Here is a 17,205-nt window from a genome sequence, read left to right as displayed (position 1 = left end):
GCTATCTCTCAATCCGGTCATTGCCGAGCATGGCGTGTCGTATGGTGACAACGAGTCCGTAGCAACTTTCCGGGACCTTTGGCCGCAAATCAGCGCCGAAGGTCCTCGTCGTGTAACCCCCCGCAAGGAATCACCATGGCGTCCAGCCTGACGAAGGACGCGGCCGGACAGGAGAACCCTGTGAACGGCGGCAAGACCTTCTTCGGCCACCCCCGCGGCCTGGCCACCCTCTTCATGACCGAGATGTGGGAGCGCTTCAGCTTCTACGGCATGCGCGCCCTGCTCGTGCTGTATCTGATCGCCGGGGGCCCGGACGCCAAGCACGGCAGTCAGGGCGGCGGCCTCGGGCTGTCCGAGGGCAACGCGGTGGCCATCTACTCGGTGTACCTGGCCATGGTCTATCTGCTCGCCATGCCGGGCGGCTGGTTCGGCGACCGCGTCTGGGGCCCGCGCAAGACGGTCGCCATCGCGGCCGGCATCATCATGGCCGGCCACCTGGCGCTCGCCGTACCCGGCCAGGCGACGTTCTTCGCCGGTCTGGCGCTGGTCGCCCTGGGCTCGGGCCTGCTGAAGGCCAATATCTCCACGATGGTCGGCCACCTCTACGACGGCCCCTCCGACCCGCGCCGGGACGGCGGCTTCACGATCTTCTACATGGGCATCAACCTCGGTGCCTTCGCCGCGCCCCTGGTCATCGGCACCATCGGCCAGAGCTACAGCTGGCACCTGGGCTTCGCGCTCGCCGCGCTCGGCATGGCGCTTGGCCTGGCCCAGTTTCTGATCGGCACCCGCCACCTGAGCCCGCGCAGCAGCGTGGTGCCGACCCCGCTGGCGGTCGCGGAGCGCACCGCCTGGCTGCGCAAGGGCCTGATCTGGCTGGTCGTCGCCGCGGTCTTCTACTCCGTGGTGGTGGCCACCGGCCACTGGACGCTCAACTGGGCGCTGGTGCCGATCACCATCCTCGGCCTGATCATCCCGACCGGTGTGCTGGTCCGCATCAAGCGCGACAAGGAGCTCACCCCGGTCGAGCAGACCAAGGTCAGCGGCTACATCTGGTTCTTCGTCGCCGCGGCCGTCTTCTGGATGATCTACGACCAGGGCGGCTCGACGATGTCCGCCTTCGGCGAGACCAAGACCGCCGACACCATCTTCGGCCTGCACTTCCCGTCCTCCTGGTTCCAGTCCGTGAACCCGCTGATGGTGATGGCGCTGGCGCCGGTCTTCGCCTGGGCCTGGCTGGCCCTGGCCCGGCGCAGCCGGGAGCCGGGCACGATGGCGAAGTTCTCCCTGGCCCTGATGCTGATCGGCGCGTCGTTCTTCGTCTTCGTGGTCCCGATGGGGATGGCCTCGGACGGTACGACGGTCAGCCCGATGTGGCTGGTGTCGATCTATCTGATCCAGACCATGGGCGAGCTGTGCCTGTCGCCGGTGGGGCTCTCGGTGACCACCAAGATGGCGCCCGCGAAGTACGCGAGCCAGATGATGGGCGTGTGGTTCCTGGCCGTCACCGCGGGTGACTGCACCACGGGTCTGCTGTCCATCGCGGGGGTCGATCTGAGCGGTGTGGGGATCATCGCGCTGGAGGCGGCCGTGGCCGCGGTGGCCGGTGTCGCGATCTATCTCCAGCGCAAGAAGGTCGTACGGCTGATGGCCGACGTCCACTGAGGCGTATACGCACATGAGGGGCCCGGCGCGGTGATCGCGCCGGGCCCCTCGCGTACGCGCCGTGTGTACGCGCCTCGCTTACGCGCCGTACGTCAGCGTGTGCCGCGCAGTTTGCGCCAGGGGGTCAGGGTGAAGACGGCGGCGCCGAGCAGGATGGCCGTACCGGCCACCAGCCCGAGGGCCTTGAGGCCGCCGTGGTCACTGGCGCCGGTCTCGGCCAGCCCGCCGCTGGTGGAGGCGCCACTGGACGTGGTGCCGCCACCGCTGGAACCGCTGCCGCTGGAACCGTTGCCGCCGCTGCTGTTGCCGCCCGAGGTGCCGTTGGACTGGGCCGTGGTGTCCAGCTCAAGCGAGACCTGGGTGTCCTTGGCGGGGGTGCAGGTGGTCGTCGTACCGAGCGCCTTGACCGTGAGCACCCCGGGGGTGAGCGTCGACTTGCCACTCGCGCCGGGCTTGTAGGTGCCGGTGAGGTCGGGGATCTCGATCGGGTCGCCGGACTTGATCGGCCCCTTGTTGGTCGGGCCCGTCACCGCGACCGTGCCCTTGTCCGCCCCGCCGACCTTGACGTCCATCGACGGTTTGACCGAGTCCGCGGGGATGTCGGCCGGGCTGTCCATGACGGACTTGCCGAACTTGACGGTCAGATCGAAGCTCCCGCCGTTCTTGACGGCGTTGATCTGGACCGGGGAGGTGGCGTTCTTGTCGCCGATGGGGGTCTTGCAGGCGTACGCGACCTGGACCTCCTTGCCGGTGTACGAGTCGCCGCCGCCACCGCCGCCGGTGGTGTTCCCTCCGGTCGTGTTACCGCCCGTGGTGTTGCCCCCGGTGGTGTTCCCGCCCGTCGTGTTACCGCCGGTGGTGTTGCCACCCGTGGTGTTACCGCCGGTCGTCGAGCCGCCCGTCGTGGTGCCGCCGCTGCCCGTCACCTTGATGGTGGCCGCGGCCTTGACCGCCTCCTTCGCCGAACACTTGGTGTCCGTGGACAGCGGCTTGCTGACGTTGATGTTGTACGCACCCGGGGTCAGCGTCACCTCCCCCGCCTGTGTCAGCTTGAGCTTGCCCTTCATATCGGACAGCTTCATCGGGCTGTCCTTGGGGATCGCGGGGTTCTCCCGCGGCCCCTCCATGGCCAGTTCGCCCGTCTGCGCTCCACCCACCGTGATGGTGCCGGTCGGCTTGACGGTGTTCTCCTCGAGGTCGAGGATCGGCGGGTTCTTGGAGGCGGCCTGCACGGTCTTCCAGACCACTTCGACCTCGTCGCCGACCTTCGCCGTCGCCGGGGCCTGTACGTCCACCGTGGTGGTGCCCTCCACCGGAGGCAGGCCGGAGATCGGCGGCGGCAGACACTCGGTCGCGTACGAGACCTCGGCCGCCCGTGCGGTGCCCGCGCCCATCAGCACGCCCGCACCGCCGAGCAGCAGCGCGGCCGCTGCCGCGCCCACTCTTCGTTGCGTACTCACGTCGATCCTTTCGGGGTCGGTCGGTTCTCCTGGGACGGTGCGGAAAGGTGTTGCGTCTGTGTGCCCTGTACGCTCTGCGCGCTCTGCGTCAGCGTCTGTGTCTGCGGCAGCGCGCCGTCCGGCAGGGTGTCCGGGGTGAACCAGGGCAGCGCGCCGCCGCCGTCCTCGCCGCCGCCGCGCGCCGCGACCACCGCCGTACGTGGCCGCACCTTGTCCACGACGGCCATGCCGATGCGGAAGACCGCCGCCGGGACCACCACGCACAGCAGAATCCAGAAGAGGGTGACGCCCCACGGCCGCCCCACCGTCCACGGCTGTTCGACCAGCACCTTCTTGCCGTACCTGAGCGACACCTGATAGTCGCCGTGCGCGCCGGCGGACAGTTCGACGGGGAGCTTGACCTGCGCCTTCTTCCCGGCCGCTATGGTCCCCCGCCACTGCTGCTCCTCCCAGGAGGGGGCGAACACGCCGTGGGAGGTGCCGACTTGGAAGACCGGGTCGCGGGTCGGGGTGGAGCCGAGGTTGGCGATGGTGACCACCAGGCTGCGCTGCGGGGGCGCGCCGAACCAGGTGAGCAGCCCGCTCGACCCGTCGAGCCGCGCCGACAGCGCCCGCAGCCGCTCGCCCCCGGTCCCCTCCTGTTTGGGCAGCGGCGCGACCGGATGTCCGGCGACCCGGAACGGCACATCGTCGTAGGCGGCTTCGCCGGTGACGGTCGCCACATGGATGACACACGGGCAGGGCTTGGGCGGCTCGGTGACCGGGAGCTTCTTGTGGAACGCCCCCTTCGCGTCGGTGGTGACCGCTCTGCCGTCGGAGTTGGCGCAGGAGTTGGTGCCGCCGATCATGTTCTGTCCGCAGATGAGCATCATGAGCAGGGCGCGGGGCCGCCATCCCTGGCCGCTCACGGTGACCGTGCCGCCCGCGCCCGCCTCTTCCTTGGACACCGTCGCGGTCGGGCCGTCGGCCGCGGCGGCCTCCGGGACCTGCGGCGGTGCGCCCAGCGCGAGCACGACGAGCGTGAACACGGCCAACAGCGCGGCGAACGGACGGCGTGGTTTCGCCACTGATGTGGATGTGGGTGCCGAGCGCGGGGTCGGCTGGCTGTCCGTACGGCCTGTCACTTCGTTGCTCCTGACCCCGTGCCTGCTGGTTCCCGTGCCTCCCGCGCCGGTTCCGCGGGCGCGTCGCCGTCCCCGTCTCCCGCGCGGTGGCGGCCGCGCCGCCACCGCAGCAGCCAGGCGCCGCCGCCCGCGACCGCGCCCAGCGCCAGGGCCGCCGCCCCGGCCAGAACGCCCCAGGGCGCGGCGGTGTAACCGGCGGAGCCGGCCGCGTGGGCGCCGCCCGCCGCGGTGACGGTGAGGGTGACGTCCACCGAGTCGAGGGCGGGCGCGTCCGGCCACTTCTCGGTGAGCCGCATCCGGCGGCCCGGCGCCAGTTCGACGGGCAGGGTGCGGGCGTCCCGGCGCAGCACCTCGCCGAAGAGCCCGTCGGCGCGTACCGCCAGCCGGGGCGTCAGCACGGTGTTGCCGCGGTTGACGAGCGCGTAGTGAATGGCGGCCCCGCCACCGGCCTTGACCACCTTCACGTCCTCGACGGAGATCGCCGCCAGCGCCCACCCGCTGACCCGCAGATGCACCGGTACCCGGACCTCCCGGCCGCCGCCGGTCACGACGATGGCGCCGGGGTGGTCGCCGGGCGGCGTCTCGGACGGGACGGTGAGGGTGAAGGGGACGTCGGCACGGGTGCGGGCCGGGACCGTGACCCGCTTGGCTGCGAGCGAGATCCACGCGCCGCTGCTCCGGGCCCCCGATGGAGCGCCAGGGGCGGTGTCCGCAGGCCGGAGCTGGACGGTACGGGGCCGCTTGCCGCGGTTGACGATCGAGAGCCGGTCCTGGAGCGCGCTGCCCGGCCCGCCCTCCAGATAGAAGTACGTCCGGTCGCCCGCGCCCGGCCCGGCCGTACCACCGGCCGCGGGCCTCGCGGACCAGTCAGGACCGGCGGCCGTGGCGGGCGCGGTGAGCAGCGCGGCGGCGATGGCGGGCACGGCGGCGACCGGCAAAGCCGCGCGGACGAATACGCGGATACGAGACGGCATCGGCGGCTCCTTGGGTGCTGGTGCTCGTGCTCGTGCGTGGCCGCGGGGCGGCGAAGGACCGGCCCGCCGCCCGAGGCGGACCGAGCGTCCTTCGCTTCCGGGCGCCCGTGCGCTGGTGTGATGCGCCCGTGCGTCCGTACGTACGTATGCGTCCGACGGCCCCGCGGCCCGCCGGCCTAGGCGCGGTGCGGGCGCCTGCGGCGGGTCAGCCAGAGCGTTCCGGCCGCACCGGCGAGGACCACGGTGGCGCCGAGCGTGCCGAGGGCGACCGCGGAGTCGGCCGGTCCGGTCTGCGGGAGGCTGCCGCCTGAGGAGGTCTGCGCGCCGCTGGTGCCGGATCCGCTCGTACCGCTCCCGCCCGTACTGTCGGAGCCGCCCGTACTGTCCGAGCCGCCCGAACCGCCGCTGCCGCCGGAGCCGCCCGCGCCCGTGACGTCCAGGGTCAGCGAGGGCCCCGGGTTGTTGCCCGGGGTGCAGGTCGTGGTGGTGCCCAGCGCCTTGATGGTGAGGGTCGAGGCGGTGAAGGTGACCTTGCCGGTCTTCTTCGGGGTGTACGTGCCCGTCAGATCGGTGATCTTGATGGGAGTGTTGGCGGGGATGGCCTCGGCGTTGGGGGGCCCGGAGACCTGGAGCGTGCCGGTCTCCGCGCCGCCGAGCTTGATGAGCGCGCTCGGATGCATCGCGCCCTTGCCCAGTTCGACGGGGCTGGAGGAGACGCCCTTCTGGAAGGACATGGTGAGCTTGTACGCGCTGCCGCTCTTCACGGATTTGATGTCGATGGGCGACACGGCGCTCTTGTCACCGATCGGCGTCTTGCATTTGTAGTCGACGTCCACGGTGGTGGCCTGCGCGGCCGGGGCGGTGAGGAGTACCGCCGAACCGGCCATGGCGGCGGCGAGCGCGAGGGCTGCGCCACGGCCGACCGCGTGGCGTTCTGTGTGGGACACCTCGAGATCCCCTCTCGTCAAGTGCCGCAGCCGAATGTTACTGACGACACATCAGATCGGGCGCTGACAGTACGCCGGGGACCTTGTCGAGGGAAGACAAAGTGCGCGCCGGTTCGGCGCGAAGCGGGTGAAGATACGGAAACCGGGTCTCTCCGCGGGCCCGTGTCCGCCGGATTGTCAGGTGTGGACGAGGGGTGAACGAGGGATGGCGCCCTCAAACGTCAGGAGGGAGCGGCCAGTTCGGCCCAGACCGTCTTGCCGGTGCCGTCGGTGTTCCGTACGACCCCCCAGTCGAGGCACAGCCGCTGCACGATAAACATGCCGTGGCCCCCGGGGCGGCCCGCGCGGTGCGGGGTGCGGGGGGCGGGGGTGCCCGAGCCGAGGTCCACCACTTCGAGCCGGAGCACCTTCGCCGAGCAGCTGACGCGCAGCTCTTCGGGCCCGTCGGCGTGCAGGCAGGCGTTGGTCACGAGCTCGGAGACGACGAGCAGGACATCCTCGGCGGCGGCCCGCTGATCGGCCGTCACGGCCGGCAGCCAGCCCCAGTCACGCAGCGCCTCGCGGGTGAAGTCGCGGGCGCGCGGCACGGCGCCGCTGGCCCCGATCAGGTGGAGCCTGCGGAGCTGACGGATATGCCCGACGGGTGGGGTCACCGCTGGGGTGGCCGAAGCGGCGGGGCCGTCCGGCTCCGGGCCACGGTCGCCCGGCGGGTACGGCCGGGTGGTGCTCATCAGCGGCTTCACCTCACCGATTCACCGATTCAGGGACAAGGAATACCTGATCTTTTCAACAGTTTCAGCCTGTCTCCTGCCCGGCGAAAGCGTGAGAACACCCACTTCCCCCGAACGTCTCGTGTGACGAGGACTACGCACCGCTGACGCGCCGAAGAGGCACCCGGAAAACACCGGGAGCAGAAGGGCCGGCGCTACTCGACGAGCGCCGTATCCAGAGAGTCATGGACCGTGAAGACAGCCTCCGCGCCTGTGATCTCGAACACGCGCGCCACGACCGGCTGCATCGCGACCAGATGGACCGCGCCGCCCTCGGCCTCGGCTTTCAGACGGGCGCCGAGGAGGACGTTGAGCCCGGTGGAATCGCAGAACTCCAGCCTGGAACAGTCCACGACCAGCCGCGCATGCCCCTCCTCCACGCAGGCCTCAAGCGGTTCGCGCAACGCCTCGGCGGTGTGGTGATCCAGCTCACCCGCCGGTGTCACGACCGCGCTCGCCCCATGGTGCCGAACCTCGACCCGCAGTCGGCCCTTGCTTGCGCTGCCGACCATCTGGCGGTCCATGTGAGCACCTCTTCTGGCGTCTCGTTGCTTTCGATTGCGCGCATCGAACATTACGCCTTCTCCACGCCCTCCGGTAGCTGAACATTCCACATAACTCGCCAAATATGGACAACATGGACTTGCCACTTGCGGGTGGTTGCGGGTAGGCGTAGAGAGACACATCCATCACGGCCGGCTTGGAGGCGCCGCAAACCGCAGCAGCACGTAATGGCATCGGCAGCCATATGCCGAGAATGAGGGAGGAGACTTATGTCACCCCGGCTCGACGAATCGCGCCCCGATTCCTCTGTGAACACATCGGCCACTCAGGACACTCGGACCAACGCATCGTCGACAATGACGTCGCCGTCACAGCAGTTCACATCCGGTCCGGATGGCCCCACGGCCACCGGCCATTCATTCGAGGACCTGCCCGAACTGGCGGACCTACCGGAGATTCCGCCGTACGAGACGGTGGGCCCGGTGGACGCGCGGGCGCTGTCCAAGACGCTCTTCGAGCGGCTCGAAATCCTCGAAGAAGGCACACACGAGTACGCGTATGTGCGCAACACCCTGGTCGAGCTCAACTTGGCCCTGGTCAAGTTCGCCGCCTCCCGCTTTCGCTCCCGCAGCGAGCCCATGGAGGACATCGTCCAGGTCGGGACCATCGGCCTGATCAAGGCCATCGACCGCTTCCAGCTCAGCCGGGGCGTCGAATTCCCCACCTTCGCCATGCCGACCATCGTCGGCGAGATCAAGCGCTTCTTCCGGGACACCAGTTGGTCGGTGCGGGTGCCGAGGCGGCTCCAGGAGCTCCGGCTCGACCTGGCCAAGGCCGGTGACGAACTGGCCCAGCGGCTGGACCGCGCCCCGACCGCCACCGAGTTGGCCGAGCGGCTGGGCCTCACCACCGCCGAGGTCATCGAGGGCATGGCCGCGAGCAACGCGTACACCGCGAGCTCGCTGGACGCCCAGCCGGAGGAGGACGACACCGAGGGCGCGCTGGCGGACCGCATCGGCTATGAGGACCACGGACTTGAGGGCATCGAATATGTCGAATCCCTCAAACCCCTCATCGCGGATCTCGCGCCGCGCGATCGGAAGATTCTCGCGCTGCGTTTTGTGGCGAATATGACGCAATCGGAGATCGGTGATGAGCTGGGCATTTCCCAGATGCATGTCTCCCGGCTGCTGTCGCGCACCCTCGTCCGGCTCCGCAGAGGGCTGATGGTCGAGGAATAAGCGCTCTCCGCAGACGGATAAGGGCCCGCCCCCGCTTGGGACGGGCCCTTATCCGTGCCCATTCAGGACCGCGCCCGTTCAGCTCCGCGCCCGTTCAGGGCTTTGCGTACAGCTGCGTGCGGACCTTCTCCGCCGCCTTCGCCGCCGCGGCGAGCGCAGCGTCGCGGTCCTTCCAGTCACCGGACGTCACGATCACACCGCCCAGGCGGACATAGACCTGGTACGACGGGCCTTTGTCGGCCACGTTCTCCTGCTCGGCGTCGGCGTCCTTCGACTGCGACGTCTCGACGAAGGCGTCGTCGCCCAGCTCCACGTCCTCCGCGGTGTAGCGGTAGGTGTGCGGCGGGCCCGCCTCGGCGTCGACCGCCGTCCGGGGGCAGCTTTTGTAGAGCGCGCGCCGGAGGTCGAGGTAGCGGTCGGCGCGCTCCCGTGTCATCGAGAGCAGCACTTCGGGCCTGATGCCGCCGCCGCCCGCGGCCGCCTTCCTGTCGTCGGGGATCAGATGCCGTACGACGCTCGGCGCGCGGAAGGCCCACAGCTCCGCGATATCGCCCGTGACCGCCGCCGGGCAGTCCGCCCACAGGCCGCCGCCGTCTGGCACCCGGGCCACCTGGTTGAAGGTGCCCCGCGCGCTCCACACCTCCCGCCCTCCGCCGGGGAGTTCGTCGCCGTCCAGCAGCGCCTTCGCCAGCTGAGTCTCGGTGAACAGACGGTTCGGGTCGGCGGATGCGTCGACCCCGGGGACGCGTGGGGCGCTCGTGGCGGGCTTTGCCTCCGCGCCCGGCCGGCCCCTGCCACTCTCGCTGGCCTCGCCGGCGGTGCCGCCCCGCTCGTCCTCGGTGCCGGAGCCGCAGCCCGCGGCCGGCAGCCCGGCCGCGACCAGCGCGGCGCACGCCGCGACTCCCCGCCGTATCCGCATCACTTCTGCCCCCCGCTCATTCCGCCGTGCCGGTCCCGGCTCCGGTCGCTGTTCCTGTTCCGGTCCCCGTCCCGGTCCCGGTCCCGGTCCCGCTGGAGACCAGCTTCGCGACGTCCGGGATCGCGTCCAGCGCCGCCCGTGTCCGCGCCCGCAATTCGTCGCGCCCGGGGGCGCCCGGCGTCGACACCCACTCTTTGAGCGCGCAGCGCCACGCCGCCAGCATCAGTTCCAGCAGCAGCCGCGTCCGCAGCTCGTCGGTCGAGGAGTCGGGCCGGCGGTCCGTGACCGAGCGCACGAGGGTGTCGGTGACCTCCGCGCAGTGTCCGAGGCTGTGCGCGGTCAGCACCGGGTAGCGGTCGGCGAGGGCGCGGCTGGTGCGGAAGCGGCGCTCCCAGCCGTCCGCCATGTCCGATACGGCGGCGAAGAGCGTGTCCTGGAGCACCGTCAGCAGCGGGCCGTTCAGCGGATGCGCCTCGATACGCGCGGAGTACGCGGCCCACAGCTCCTTCTCAGGCGCGAGCGCGACGTCCTCTTTGGAGGCGAACGTACGGAAGAACGTCCGCTTGGACACCTCCACCGCGCCCACCAGCTCGTCGAGCGTGACCTCGCAGAACCCCTTGTCCGAGAAGAGCTCCAGGGCGGTCTCGACCAGGGCCTCGCGGGTGCGCAGCTTCTTGCGCTCGCGCAGCGGCAGTTCGTTCACCACGCCCGGCAGCCTACCTCCCGGCGCACCGATGGAGCTTTTGCCACTTGTAGGCTTATGCCACTGAGTGGCACTATGGCGATTCCTTGATCACCACCCGTGAACAGCGGAGGCGACGTTGCGCGCACTGACGATCGACCATGCGGCCCCCGGCCATCTGTCCCTGGCAGAGGTCCCGGACCCCGAACCCGCGCCCCACCAGGCGCTGGTGCGGGTCGAGGCGTTCTCGCTCAACTATGGCGAGGTCTTCCACGTCGTGCCCGGCGGCGCCGACGGGGACGTGCCCGGCTGGGACGCGGCGGGCGTGGTGGTCCGGGCGGCGGCGGACGGCTCGGGGCCGGCCGTCGGCACGCCCGTGGTCTCCATCGGCGCCGACGGAGCCTGGGCCCAGCTGCGCGCGGTGGACACCGCCATGCTCGCCGCCGTCCCGCCCGGCAGCGACCTCGGCGCGGTCAGCACCCTTCCGGTGGCCGCGGGCTCCGCGCTGCGCGGGCTGCGCCGCCTCGGGCCGATCCTGGGCCGGCGGGTGCTGGTGACGGGCGCGGGCGGCGGGGTCGGGCGCTTCGCCGTACAGCTCGCGGCCCGGGGCGGCGCGCACGTCGTCGCGGCCACGTCGGACCCGTCGAAGGAGGACGAGCTGCGGGCGCTGGGGGCGCACGAGGTCCTGGTGGGTGCCGGAGCGTCGGCGCCGGTGAAGCCGTCCGAGCCGGTGCACGGCGTGATCGAGCTGCTCGGCGGCGCGGCGCTGGTCGCCGCGTACGAGGCACTGGCCCCGCACGGCACGTTGATCGCCATGGGACACAGCGGCGGCGACGGCGAGAGCTTCGAGTTCGGGGCCTTCTTCGGCAACACAGGGCACAACCGGTCCATCACCACGTACTTCCTGCTGGACGACGCGGACGGGCTGGCCGCGGACCTGTCGTGGCTGGCCGGGCTCCTGGCGCGCGGCGAGCTCGACCCGCAGATCGCCTGGCGCGGCGACTGGTCGCGGGCCGCCGAGGCGGCCGAGGCGCTGCTCGGCCGCCGGGTGCGCGGAAAGGCGGTCCTGGAGGTGCCGGCGTAGCCCGGGTCGGACCGGGTCGGACCTGGGCGGCCGTACCCGGGGGCCCTGATCCGACCAGGGCGCACGCCAGACCAGGGCGCCGGTCAGGCTGCCGGTCAGACCAGGATGCCGGTCAGACCAGCGTGCCGCCGTGCCAGACCGCCGCGGCGAGGGGGACGCCGGGGCGGTAGGCGAGGTGGACGTGCGAGGGGGCGTCCAGCAGGGTCAGATCGGCGCGGGCGCCGGGGGCGACCCGGCCGACGTCGGTACGGCGCAGGGCCCGCGCCCCGCCCGCCGTGGCCGCCCAGACGGCCTCGTCCGGGGTCATCCCCATCTCGCGGACGGCCAGCGCCACGCAGAAGGGCATGGAGCTGGTGAAGGACGAGCCCGGGTTGCAGTCGGGCGAGAGCGCCACGGTCACGCCCGCGTCCAGCAGGCGCCGCGCGTCGGGGTACCGCGAGCGGGTGGAGAACTCCGCGCCCGGCAGCAGGGTGGCGACCGTGTCGCCCTGGACCAGGGCGTCGACGTCGGCGTCGGAGAGATGCGTGCAGTGGTCGGCGGAGGCGGCGCCGAGCTCGACGGCCAGCTGGACGCCGGGGCCCTGGGTCAGCTGGTTGGCGTGCACCCGCGGGGTCAGACCGCGCTGCGCTCCGGCGGTGAGGATCGTACGGGCCTGGTCGCCGTCGAAGGCGCCCTGCTCGCAGAAGACGTCGATCCAACGGGCGTGCGGGGCGCACAGGTCCAGCATCGGGCCGGTGACCAGGTCCACATACGCGGCGGGGTCGTCGGCGAACTCGGGCGCCACGACATGCGCGCCCAGGTAGGTGACCTCGTCGGTGAACGCGGAGGCGACTTCCAGCGAGCGGGCCTCGTCCTGGGAGGTGAGGCCGTAGCCGGACTTGATCTCCAGCGTCGTGGTGCCCTGGCGGCGCGCCTCGCGGACGTAGCGCGCCGCGTTCTCCTCCAGGTCCTGGTCGGAGGCGGCGCGGGTGGCGGCGACGGTGGTGCGGATGCCGCCCGCGCTGTAGGGGCGGCCGGACATCCGGGCGTTGAACTCCGCCGTCCGATCGCCCGCGAAGACCAGGTGGGAATGGGAGTCGACGAAGCCGGGGAGGAGCGCCCGGCCGCCCGCGTCGACCTGATTGTCAGTGGCGGGTGCTTTGCTTGACTCACCGACCCAGACGATGCGGTCGCCGTCGATGACGACGGCCGCGTTCTGGAGCAGACCGAGGGGGCCTTCGCCGAGGGAGGGGTCGTTGGTGACGAGGGTGGAGATGTCGATGATGGCTGTCGCGGTCGTCATCGCGGGGGCGTTCTCCTTGATAGGGCCTTGCGTGGGGCGGTCGCGCTCTGGGCCGTGCGCAAGGCCGTTCGGACCGTGCGGACCGTACGTGGGGCTCCGGCTCAGTCCCGCAGGGCTGCGATGGACTCGGCCAGGGCCTCGGGGACGCGCGGGACGAGCTGATGAGCCCCGTCCCGTACGACATGGCGCCCGCCGACGACGGTGTGCCGGACATCCGCGTTGGTCGCCGCGAATACGGCCGTCTCGGCCCCGAGGCCGGGCGGGGGTCCCGCGGTGCGGACGGAATCCAGCGCGATCGTGGTGAGGTCGGCGAGCGCGCCGGGCTCGATCCGGCCCGCGTCGTCCCCCCAGCCGAGGGCGGCGTGGCCGTCGACCGTGGCGGCGCGCAGCAGCCGGGCCGCGCTCCAGTGACCCCGGGTGCGGGTGTGCAGCCGCTCGTCCATCTCCATGGCGCGCGCCTCTTCCAGGATGTCGATCACAGCGTGGCTGTCGCTGCCCAGCGAGAGCGGTGAGCCCGCCTGCTGGAGCTGGGCGGCCGGGCCGATGCCGTCGGCGAGATCGCGCTCGGTGGTCGGGCACATGCACACACCCGTGGCCGAGTGGCCCAGCAGCCGGATGTCGCCGGGGGTGAGGTGGGTGGCGTGCACGGCCGTGGTGCGCGGGCCCAGCACGCCGTGGTCGGCGAGCAGCCGGGTCGGGGTGAAGCCGTGTGCCTCGACACAGGCGTCGTTCTCGGCGGTCTGCTCGGAGAGGTGGACATGCAGCGGCGCCGCATGGTGGTCGGCCCAGCCGGAGACGGTCCCGATCTGGTCCACGGGCACCGCCCGCACCGAGTGGATGGCCGCGCCGATCCGGGTGTTGCCATCGCCCTTGAGCGCGGACACCCGCTCCGCCCAGACCTCCGCCGAGCCGTCGGAGAAGCGCAGCTGGTGGGTGTTGGGGTCGGCGCCGAAGCCCGAGGAGAGATAGCAGGTGTCGAGGAGGGTGATCCTGATCCCGGCGTCGGCGGCGGCCGCGATCAGGGCCTCCCCCATCGCGTTGGGGTTGTCGTAGCGGGTGCCGCCGGGCGCGTGGTGGAGGTAGTGGAACTCACCGACGCAGGTGATGCCCGCCATGGTCATCTCGGCGTAGACGGCGCGGGCGAGCTCGAAGTAACGCTCGGGGGTGAGCTTGTCCGCGACGCCGTACATCACCTCGCGCCAGGTCCAGAACGTGCCGCTGCCGGCCTGGACGACGCCGCGCAGGGCGCGGTGAAAGGCGTGGCTGTGCGCGTTGGCCAGGCCCGGGAGGGTCAGACCGCGCAGCCAGACGGCCCCGGCCGGCGGCACGGGCGTATTCGCCCGCACCGCCTTTATCCGGCCGTCGACCGCCGTCACGATGAGCACGTTCGGCTGCACGCTCTCGCCCAGCCAGGCATGCTCCGCCCAGTAGGTCTGCGCCGTCAGCGACACGCCAGGCCCTCCAGTACGTCGGCGAGTGCCGTCACCCCGGCGAGGCAGTCATCCTCGGCCGCCGTCTCGGCGGGTGAGTGCGAGACGCCTGTGGGGTTCCTTACAAACAGCATGGCGGTCGGCACGGACGCGGACAAAATGCCCGCGTCGTGTCCCGCGCCCGTGGGCAGCACCGGGGCGCCGCCGAGCAGCCGTACCAGCTCGTCACGGAGGCCATGGGCGAACTCCACCACCGGCGTGAACGACTCCCGCGTGACCTTGACGTCCACACCGTCCCGCTGCCCGCGCTCGACGGCCGCTCGCTCGATCTCGCCGACGACCGCCGCGAGCGTCTCCTCGTCGGGGGCGCGCGAGTCCAGCCAGCCCCGCACCAGCGAGGCGATGGCATTGACCCCGTTCGGCTCCACGCCGACCTTGCCGAAGGTCGCCAGCGCCCCGGCGAGCCGGGCCTTCTTGCGGGCGGCCAGGACCGTGTTCGCGTAGGTCAGCATCGGGTCGCGGCGGTCGTCCAGCCGGGTCGTCCCGGCGTGGTTGGCCTCGCCGTGGAAATCGAACCGCCAGCGGCCGTGCGGCCAGATCGCGGAGGCGACGCCAACCGGGTGCGTGCCCGCGGCGGAGCCGCTGTCAGACAGAGCCGCGAGGGCGCGGCCCTGCTCGACGTGCAGCTCCACGAACGCGCCGATGCGGGCCAGCCGCTCCGGGTCGGGGCCGATCGCCTCCGGGTCGTACCCGGCCCGCTCCATGGCCTGCGCCAGGCTCACCCCGTCGCCGTCGCGCAGCGCATGCGCCTGCTCGACGCCCAGCTGCCCGGCGGTCAGCCGCGAGCCGACGCAGGCCAGGCCGAAGCGGGCACCCTCTTCGTCGCCGAAGTTGACGATGGCGAGCGGCTTGGCGGGGCGCGCCCCGCGCGAGCGGAGCTCGTCCAGCGCGGCGAAGGACGAGACGACGCCGAGGGGGCCGTCGAAGGCGCCGCCGTCCGGTACGGAATCCAGGTGCGAGCCCGTTACGACGGCGTCCCCGGCGGCCGGGTCGCCGAGCCAGGCCCACTGGTTGCCGTTGCGGTCCTCCTCGTACGCGAGGCCGCGGGTTTCCGCCTGGGCGCGGAACCAGGTGCGGCAGTCGGCGTCGGCGGGGGTCCAGGCGTAGCGGCGGTAGCCGTTGGTCGACTGGTTGCGGCCGATGGGGAGGAGGTCGCGCCACATTTCGTGGAATGTGGCGCCGGGTGCGCTTGGCGCCGCCGCTGGTTCCGTTTCGTGCGCGGGTGCGGGCCGGTGGGTGGGGTGTGCCCACCCGTCCCGCCCAGCGGGACGATTGCCCATACTCATACCGTGTCGTCCTCGCGCATGGGGATGCGGACGCCTCGTTCCGCCGCCACCTCGTCCGCGCGGTCGTAGCCCGCGTCGACGTGGCGGATCACGCCCATGCCCGGGTCGTTCGTCAGCACACGGCGGATCTTCTCGCCCGCCAGCGGGGTGCCGTCCGCGACGGTGACCTGGCCGGCGTGGATGGAGCGGCCCATGCCGACGCCACCGCCGTGGTGGATGGAGACCCAGGACGCGCCCGAGGCGACGTTGACCATGGCGTTGAGCAGCGGCCAGTCCGCGATCGCGTCCGAGCCGTCGAGCATCGCCTCGGTCTCGCGGTACGGGGAGGCCACCGAGCCGCAGTCCAGGTGGTCGCGGCCGATCGCGAGCGGCGCGGCGAGCGTGCCGTCGGCCACCATCTCGTTGAAGCGCTCGCCCGCCTTGTCGCGCTCGCCGTAGCCGAGCCAGCAGATCCGGGCGGGCAGGCCCTGGAAGTGGACCCGCTCCCCCGCCAGCTTGATCCAGCGGGCCAGCGACTCGTTCTCCGGGAAGAGGTCGAGGATGGCCTTGTCGGTGGCCGCGATGTCCTTGGGGTCGCCGGACAGGGCCGCCCAGCGGAAGGGGCCCTTGCCCTCGGCGAAGAGCGGGCGGATATAGGCGGGTACGAAGCCGGGGAAGGCGAAGGCGCGGTCGTAGCCGGCCAGCTGGGCCTCGCCGCGGATCGAGTTGCCGTAGTCGAAGACCTCGGCGCCCGCGTCCATGAAGCCGACCATGGCCTCGACGTGCTTCGCCATGGCCTCGCGGGCCCGCTGGGTGAAGTCGGCGGGCTTCTCGGCGGCGTACGAGGCCATCTCGTCGAAGTCCACGCCCAGCGGCAGATACGACAGCGGGTCGTGGGCGCTGGTCTGGTCGGTGACGATGTCGATGGGGGCGTTCATCGCGAGCAGCTGGGGGACCAGCTCGGCCGCGTTGCCCAGGACGCCGATGGACAGCGGCCGCCTGGCGTCGCGCGCCTCGACCGCCAGCTGGAGGGCGTGGTCCAGGCTGTCGGCCCGTACGTCCAGGTAGCGGTGTTCGATACGGCGCTCGATGGCGCGCGGGTCGCAGTCGATGCAGATGGCGACGCCGTCGTTCATGGTGACCGCGAGCGGCTGGGCGCCGCCCATGCCGCCGAGCCCGGCGGTGAGGGTGATGGTCCCGGCCAGGGTGCCATTGAACTTCTTCGCGGCGACCGCGGCGAAGGTCTCGTACGTCCCCTGGAGGATGCCCTGGGTGCCGATGTAGATCCACGAGCCCGCGGTCATCTGGCCGTACATGGTCAGGCCCAGCGCCTCCAGGCGGCGGAACTCCTCCCAGTTGGCCCAGTCGCCGACCAGGTTGGAGTTGGCGATCAGCACGCGCGGCGCCCATTCGTGGGTCTGCATCACGCCGACCGGCCGGCCCGACTGGACCAGCATCGTCTCGTCCTGCTTGAGCGTGGTCAGCGTGCGGACCATGGCGTCGAACGAGCGCCAGTCGCGGGCCGCCTTGCCCGTGCCGCCGTAGACCACGAGCTTGTCCGGGTGCTCGGCGACCTCCGGGTCGAGGTTGTTCTGCAGCATCCGGAGGGCGGCCTCCTGCTGCCATCCCCGGGCGCTGAGCTCGGTGCCGCGCGGTGCGCGTACGGGTCGCGGTCCTGACATGGGCCGTGCCTCCCTGCCGTCGACTGGATCGAGATATTCACATCTTCACCTCCGTGAATAGAGCTAGTCAATACCGCCTCGCGGAGTGTTCCGGCTGACGGGCTTGCGGTTGACGT

Annotated in this window: 15 protein-coding genes; 3 read left to right on the top strand and 12 right to left on the bottom strand. The window is 71.6% G+C overall.

Translation table 11 applies throughout. From position 1 onward, the window contains the following. The first annotated feature begins 135 nt into the window (after positions 1-135). Positions 136-1,665: a peptide MFS transporter gene (locus ACFV2X_RS24415; protein ID WP_385619910.1), complete on the top strand. Its 1,530-nt coding sequence runs from the start codon at positions 136-138 to the stop codon at positions 1,663-1,665. 92 nt (positions 1,666-1,757) lie between these two features. On the opposite strand, the gene ACFV2X_RS24410 is transcribed toward ACFV2X_RS24415, so the two are convergent. From ACFV2X_RS24410 to ACFV2X_RS24385, 6 genes are all read right to left on the bottom strand, one after another. Beyond that, positions 1,758-3,059, bottom strand: a complete 1,302-nt coding sequence (locus ACFV2X_RS24410) for a hypothetical protein (RefSeq protein WP_385620029.1) — start codon at positions 3,057-3,059, stop codon at positions 1,758-1,760. A gap of 62 nt (positions 3,060-3,121) precedes the next feature. Continuing rightward, positions 3,122-4,192 carry a hypothetical protein gene (locus ACFV2X_RS24405; protein ID WP_385619907.1) on the bottom strand — a complete coding sequence of 357 codons (1,071 nt, stop codon included), beginning with the start codon at positions 4,190-4,192 and terminating at the stop codon, positions 3,122-3,124. 53 nt (positions 4,193-4,245) lie between these two features. Continuing rightward, entirely contained in the window at positions 4,246-5,223 is a 978-nt protein-coding gene (locus tag ACFV2X_RS24400; RefSeq protein WP_385619904.1) for a hypothetical protein, read from the bottom strand. A gap of 176 nt (positions 5,224-5,399) precedes the next feature. Beyond that, on the bottom strand, positions 5,400-6,110 hold the full coding sequence (locus ACFV2X_RS24395; RefSeq protein WP_385620027.1) for an LPXTG cell wall anchor domain-containing protein: 711 nt from the start codon (positions 6,108-6,110) through the stop codon (positions 5,400-5,402). 281 nt (positions 6,111-6,391) lie between these two features. Continuing rightward, positions 6,392-6,901 carry an ATP-binding protein gene (locus ACFV2X_RS24390; RefSeq protein WP_385619902.1) on the bottom strand — a complete coding sequence of 170 codons (510 nt, stop codon included), beginning with the start codon at positions 6,899-6,901 and terminating at the stop codon, positions 6,392-6,394. A 194-nt stretch (positions 6,902-7,095) separates the two neighbouring features. Next, positions 7,096-7,464 (bottom strand): STAS domain-containing protein, encoded by a 369-nt coding sequence (locus ACFV2X_RS24385; RefSeq protein ID WP_385619900.1) that lies wholly within the window; start codon positions 7,462-7,464, stop codon positions 7,096-7,098. A gap of 336 nt (positions 7,465-7,800) precedes the next feature. Here ACFV2X_RS24385 and ACFV2X_RS24380 point away from each other — a divergent pair, with 336 nt between their 5' ends. Beyond that, complete coding sequence (locus tag ACFV2X_RS24380; RefSeq protein WP_385619898.1) at positions 7,801-8,685, top strand: RNA polymerase sigma factor SigF; 885 nt, start codon at positions 7,801-7,803, stop codon at positions 8,683-8,685. A gap of 94 nt (positions 8,686-8,779) precedes the next feature. Here ACFV2X_RS24380 and ACFV2X_RS24375 read toward each other — a convergent pair whose 3' ends face one another. Beyond that, positions 8,780-9,604, bottom strand: a complete 825-nt coding sequence (locus tag ACFV2X_RS24375) for a hypothetical protein (protein ID WP_385619895.1) — start codon at positions 9,602-9,604, stop codon at positions 8,780-8,782. Positions 9,605-9,620: 16 nt separating this feature from the next. Then, on the bottom strand, positions 9,621-10,310 hold the full coding sequence (locus ACFV2X_RS24370) for a TetR/AcrR family transcriptional regulator (RefSeq protein WP_385619892.1): 690 nt from the start codon (positions 10,308-10,310) through the stop codon (positions 9,621-9,623). Positions 10,311-10,425: 115 nt separating this feature from the next. On the opposite strand from ACFV2X_RS24370, the gene ACFV2X_RS24365 reads away from it, so the two are divergent. Then, positions 10,426-11,370 carry a zinc-binding dehydrogenase gene (locus ACFV2X_RS24365; protein ID WP_385619889.1) on the top strand — a complete coding sequence of 315 codons (945 nt, stop codon included), beginning with the start codon at positions 10,426-10,428 and terminating at the stop codon, positions 11,368-11,370. A 112-nt stretch (positions 11,371-11,482) separates the two neighbouring features. Here ACFV2X_RS24365 and hutI read toward each other — a convergent pair whose 3' ends face one another. The 4 genes from hutI to hutU form a co-directional block, all read right to left on the bottom strand. Beyond that, positions 11,483-12,652: an imidazolonepropionase gene (gene hutI, locus ACFV2X_RS24360; RefSeq protein WP_385619887.1), complete on the bottom strand. Its 1,170-nt coding sequence runs from the start codon at positions 12,650-12,652 to the stop codon at positions 11,483-11,485. Between the two features lie 101 nt (positions 12,653-12,753). Further along, positions 12,754-14,097 carry a formimidoylglutamate deiminase gene (locus ACFV2X_RS24355; RefSeq protein ID WP_385620025.1) on the bottom strand — a complete coding sequence of 448 codons (1,344 nt, stop codon included), beginning with the start codon at positions 14,095-14,097 and terminating at the stop codon, positions 12,754-12,756. Next, on the bottom strand, positions 14,094-15,305 hold the full coding sequence (locus ACFV2X_RS24350) for an allantoate amidohydrolase (RefSeq protein ID WP_385619885.1): 1,212 nt from the start codon (positions 15,303-15,305) through the stop codon (positions 14,094-14,096). The genes ACFV2X_RS24355 and ACFV2X_RS24350 overlap by 4 nt, the downstream gene beginning before the upstream one ends. Positions 15,306-15,424: 119 nt before the next feature. Continuing rightward, positions 15,425-17,089 (bottom strand): urocanate hydratase, encoded by a 1,665-nt coding sequence (gene hutU, locus ACFV2X_RS24345; RefSeq protein ID WP_385619883.1) that lies wholly within the window; start codon positions 17,087-17,089, stop codon positions 15,425-15,427. Positions 17,090-17,205 lie beyond the last annotated feature (116 nt).

It is taken from the genome of Streptomyces sp. NPDC059679 (genome assembly GCF_042734105.1).
Classification (GTDB): domain Bacteria; phylum Actinomycetota; class Actinomycetes; order Streptomycetales; family Streptomycetaceae; genus Streptomyces.
The sequence above is the reverse complement of the archived record's forward strand: the minus strand, read 5'-3'. Positions and strand labels throughout refer to the sequence as shown.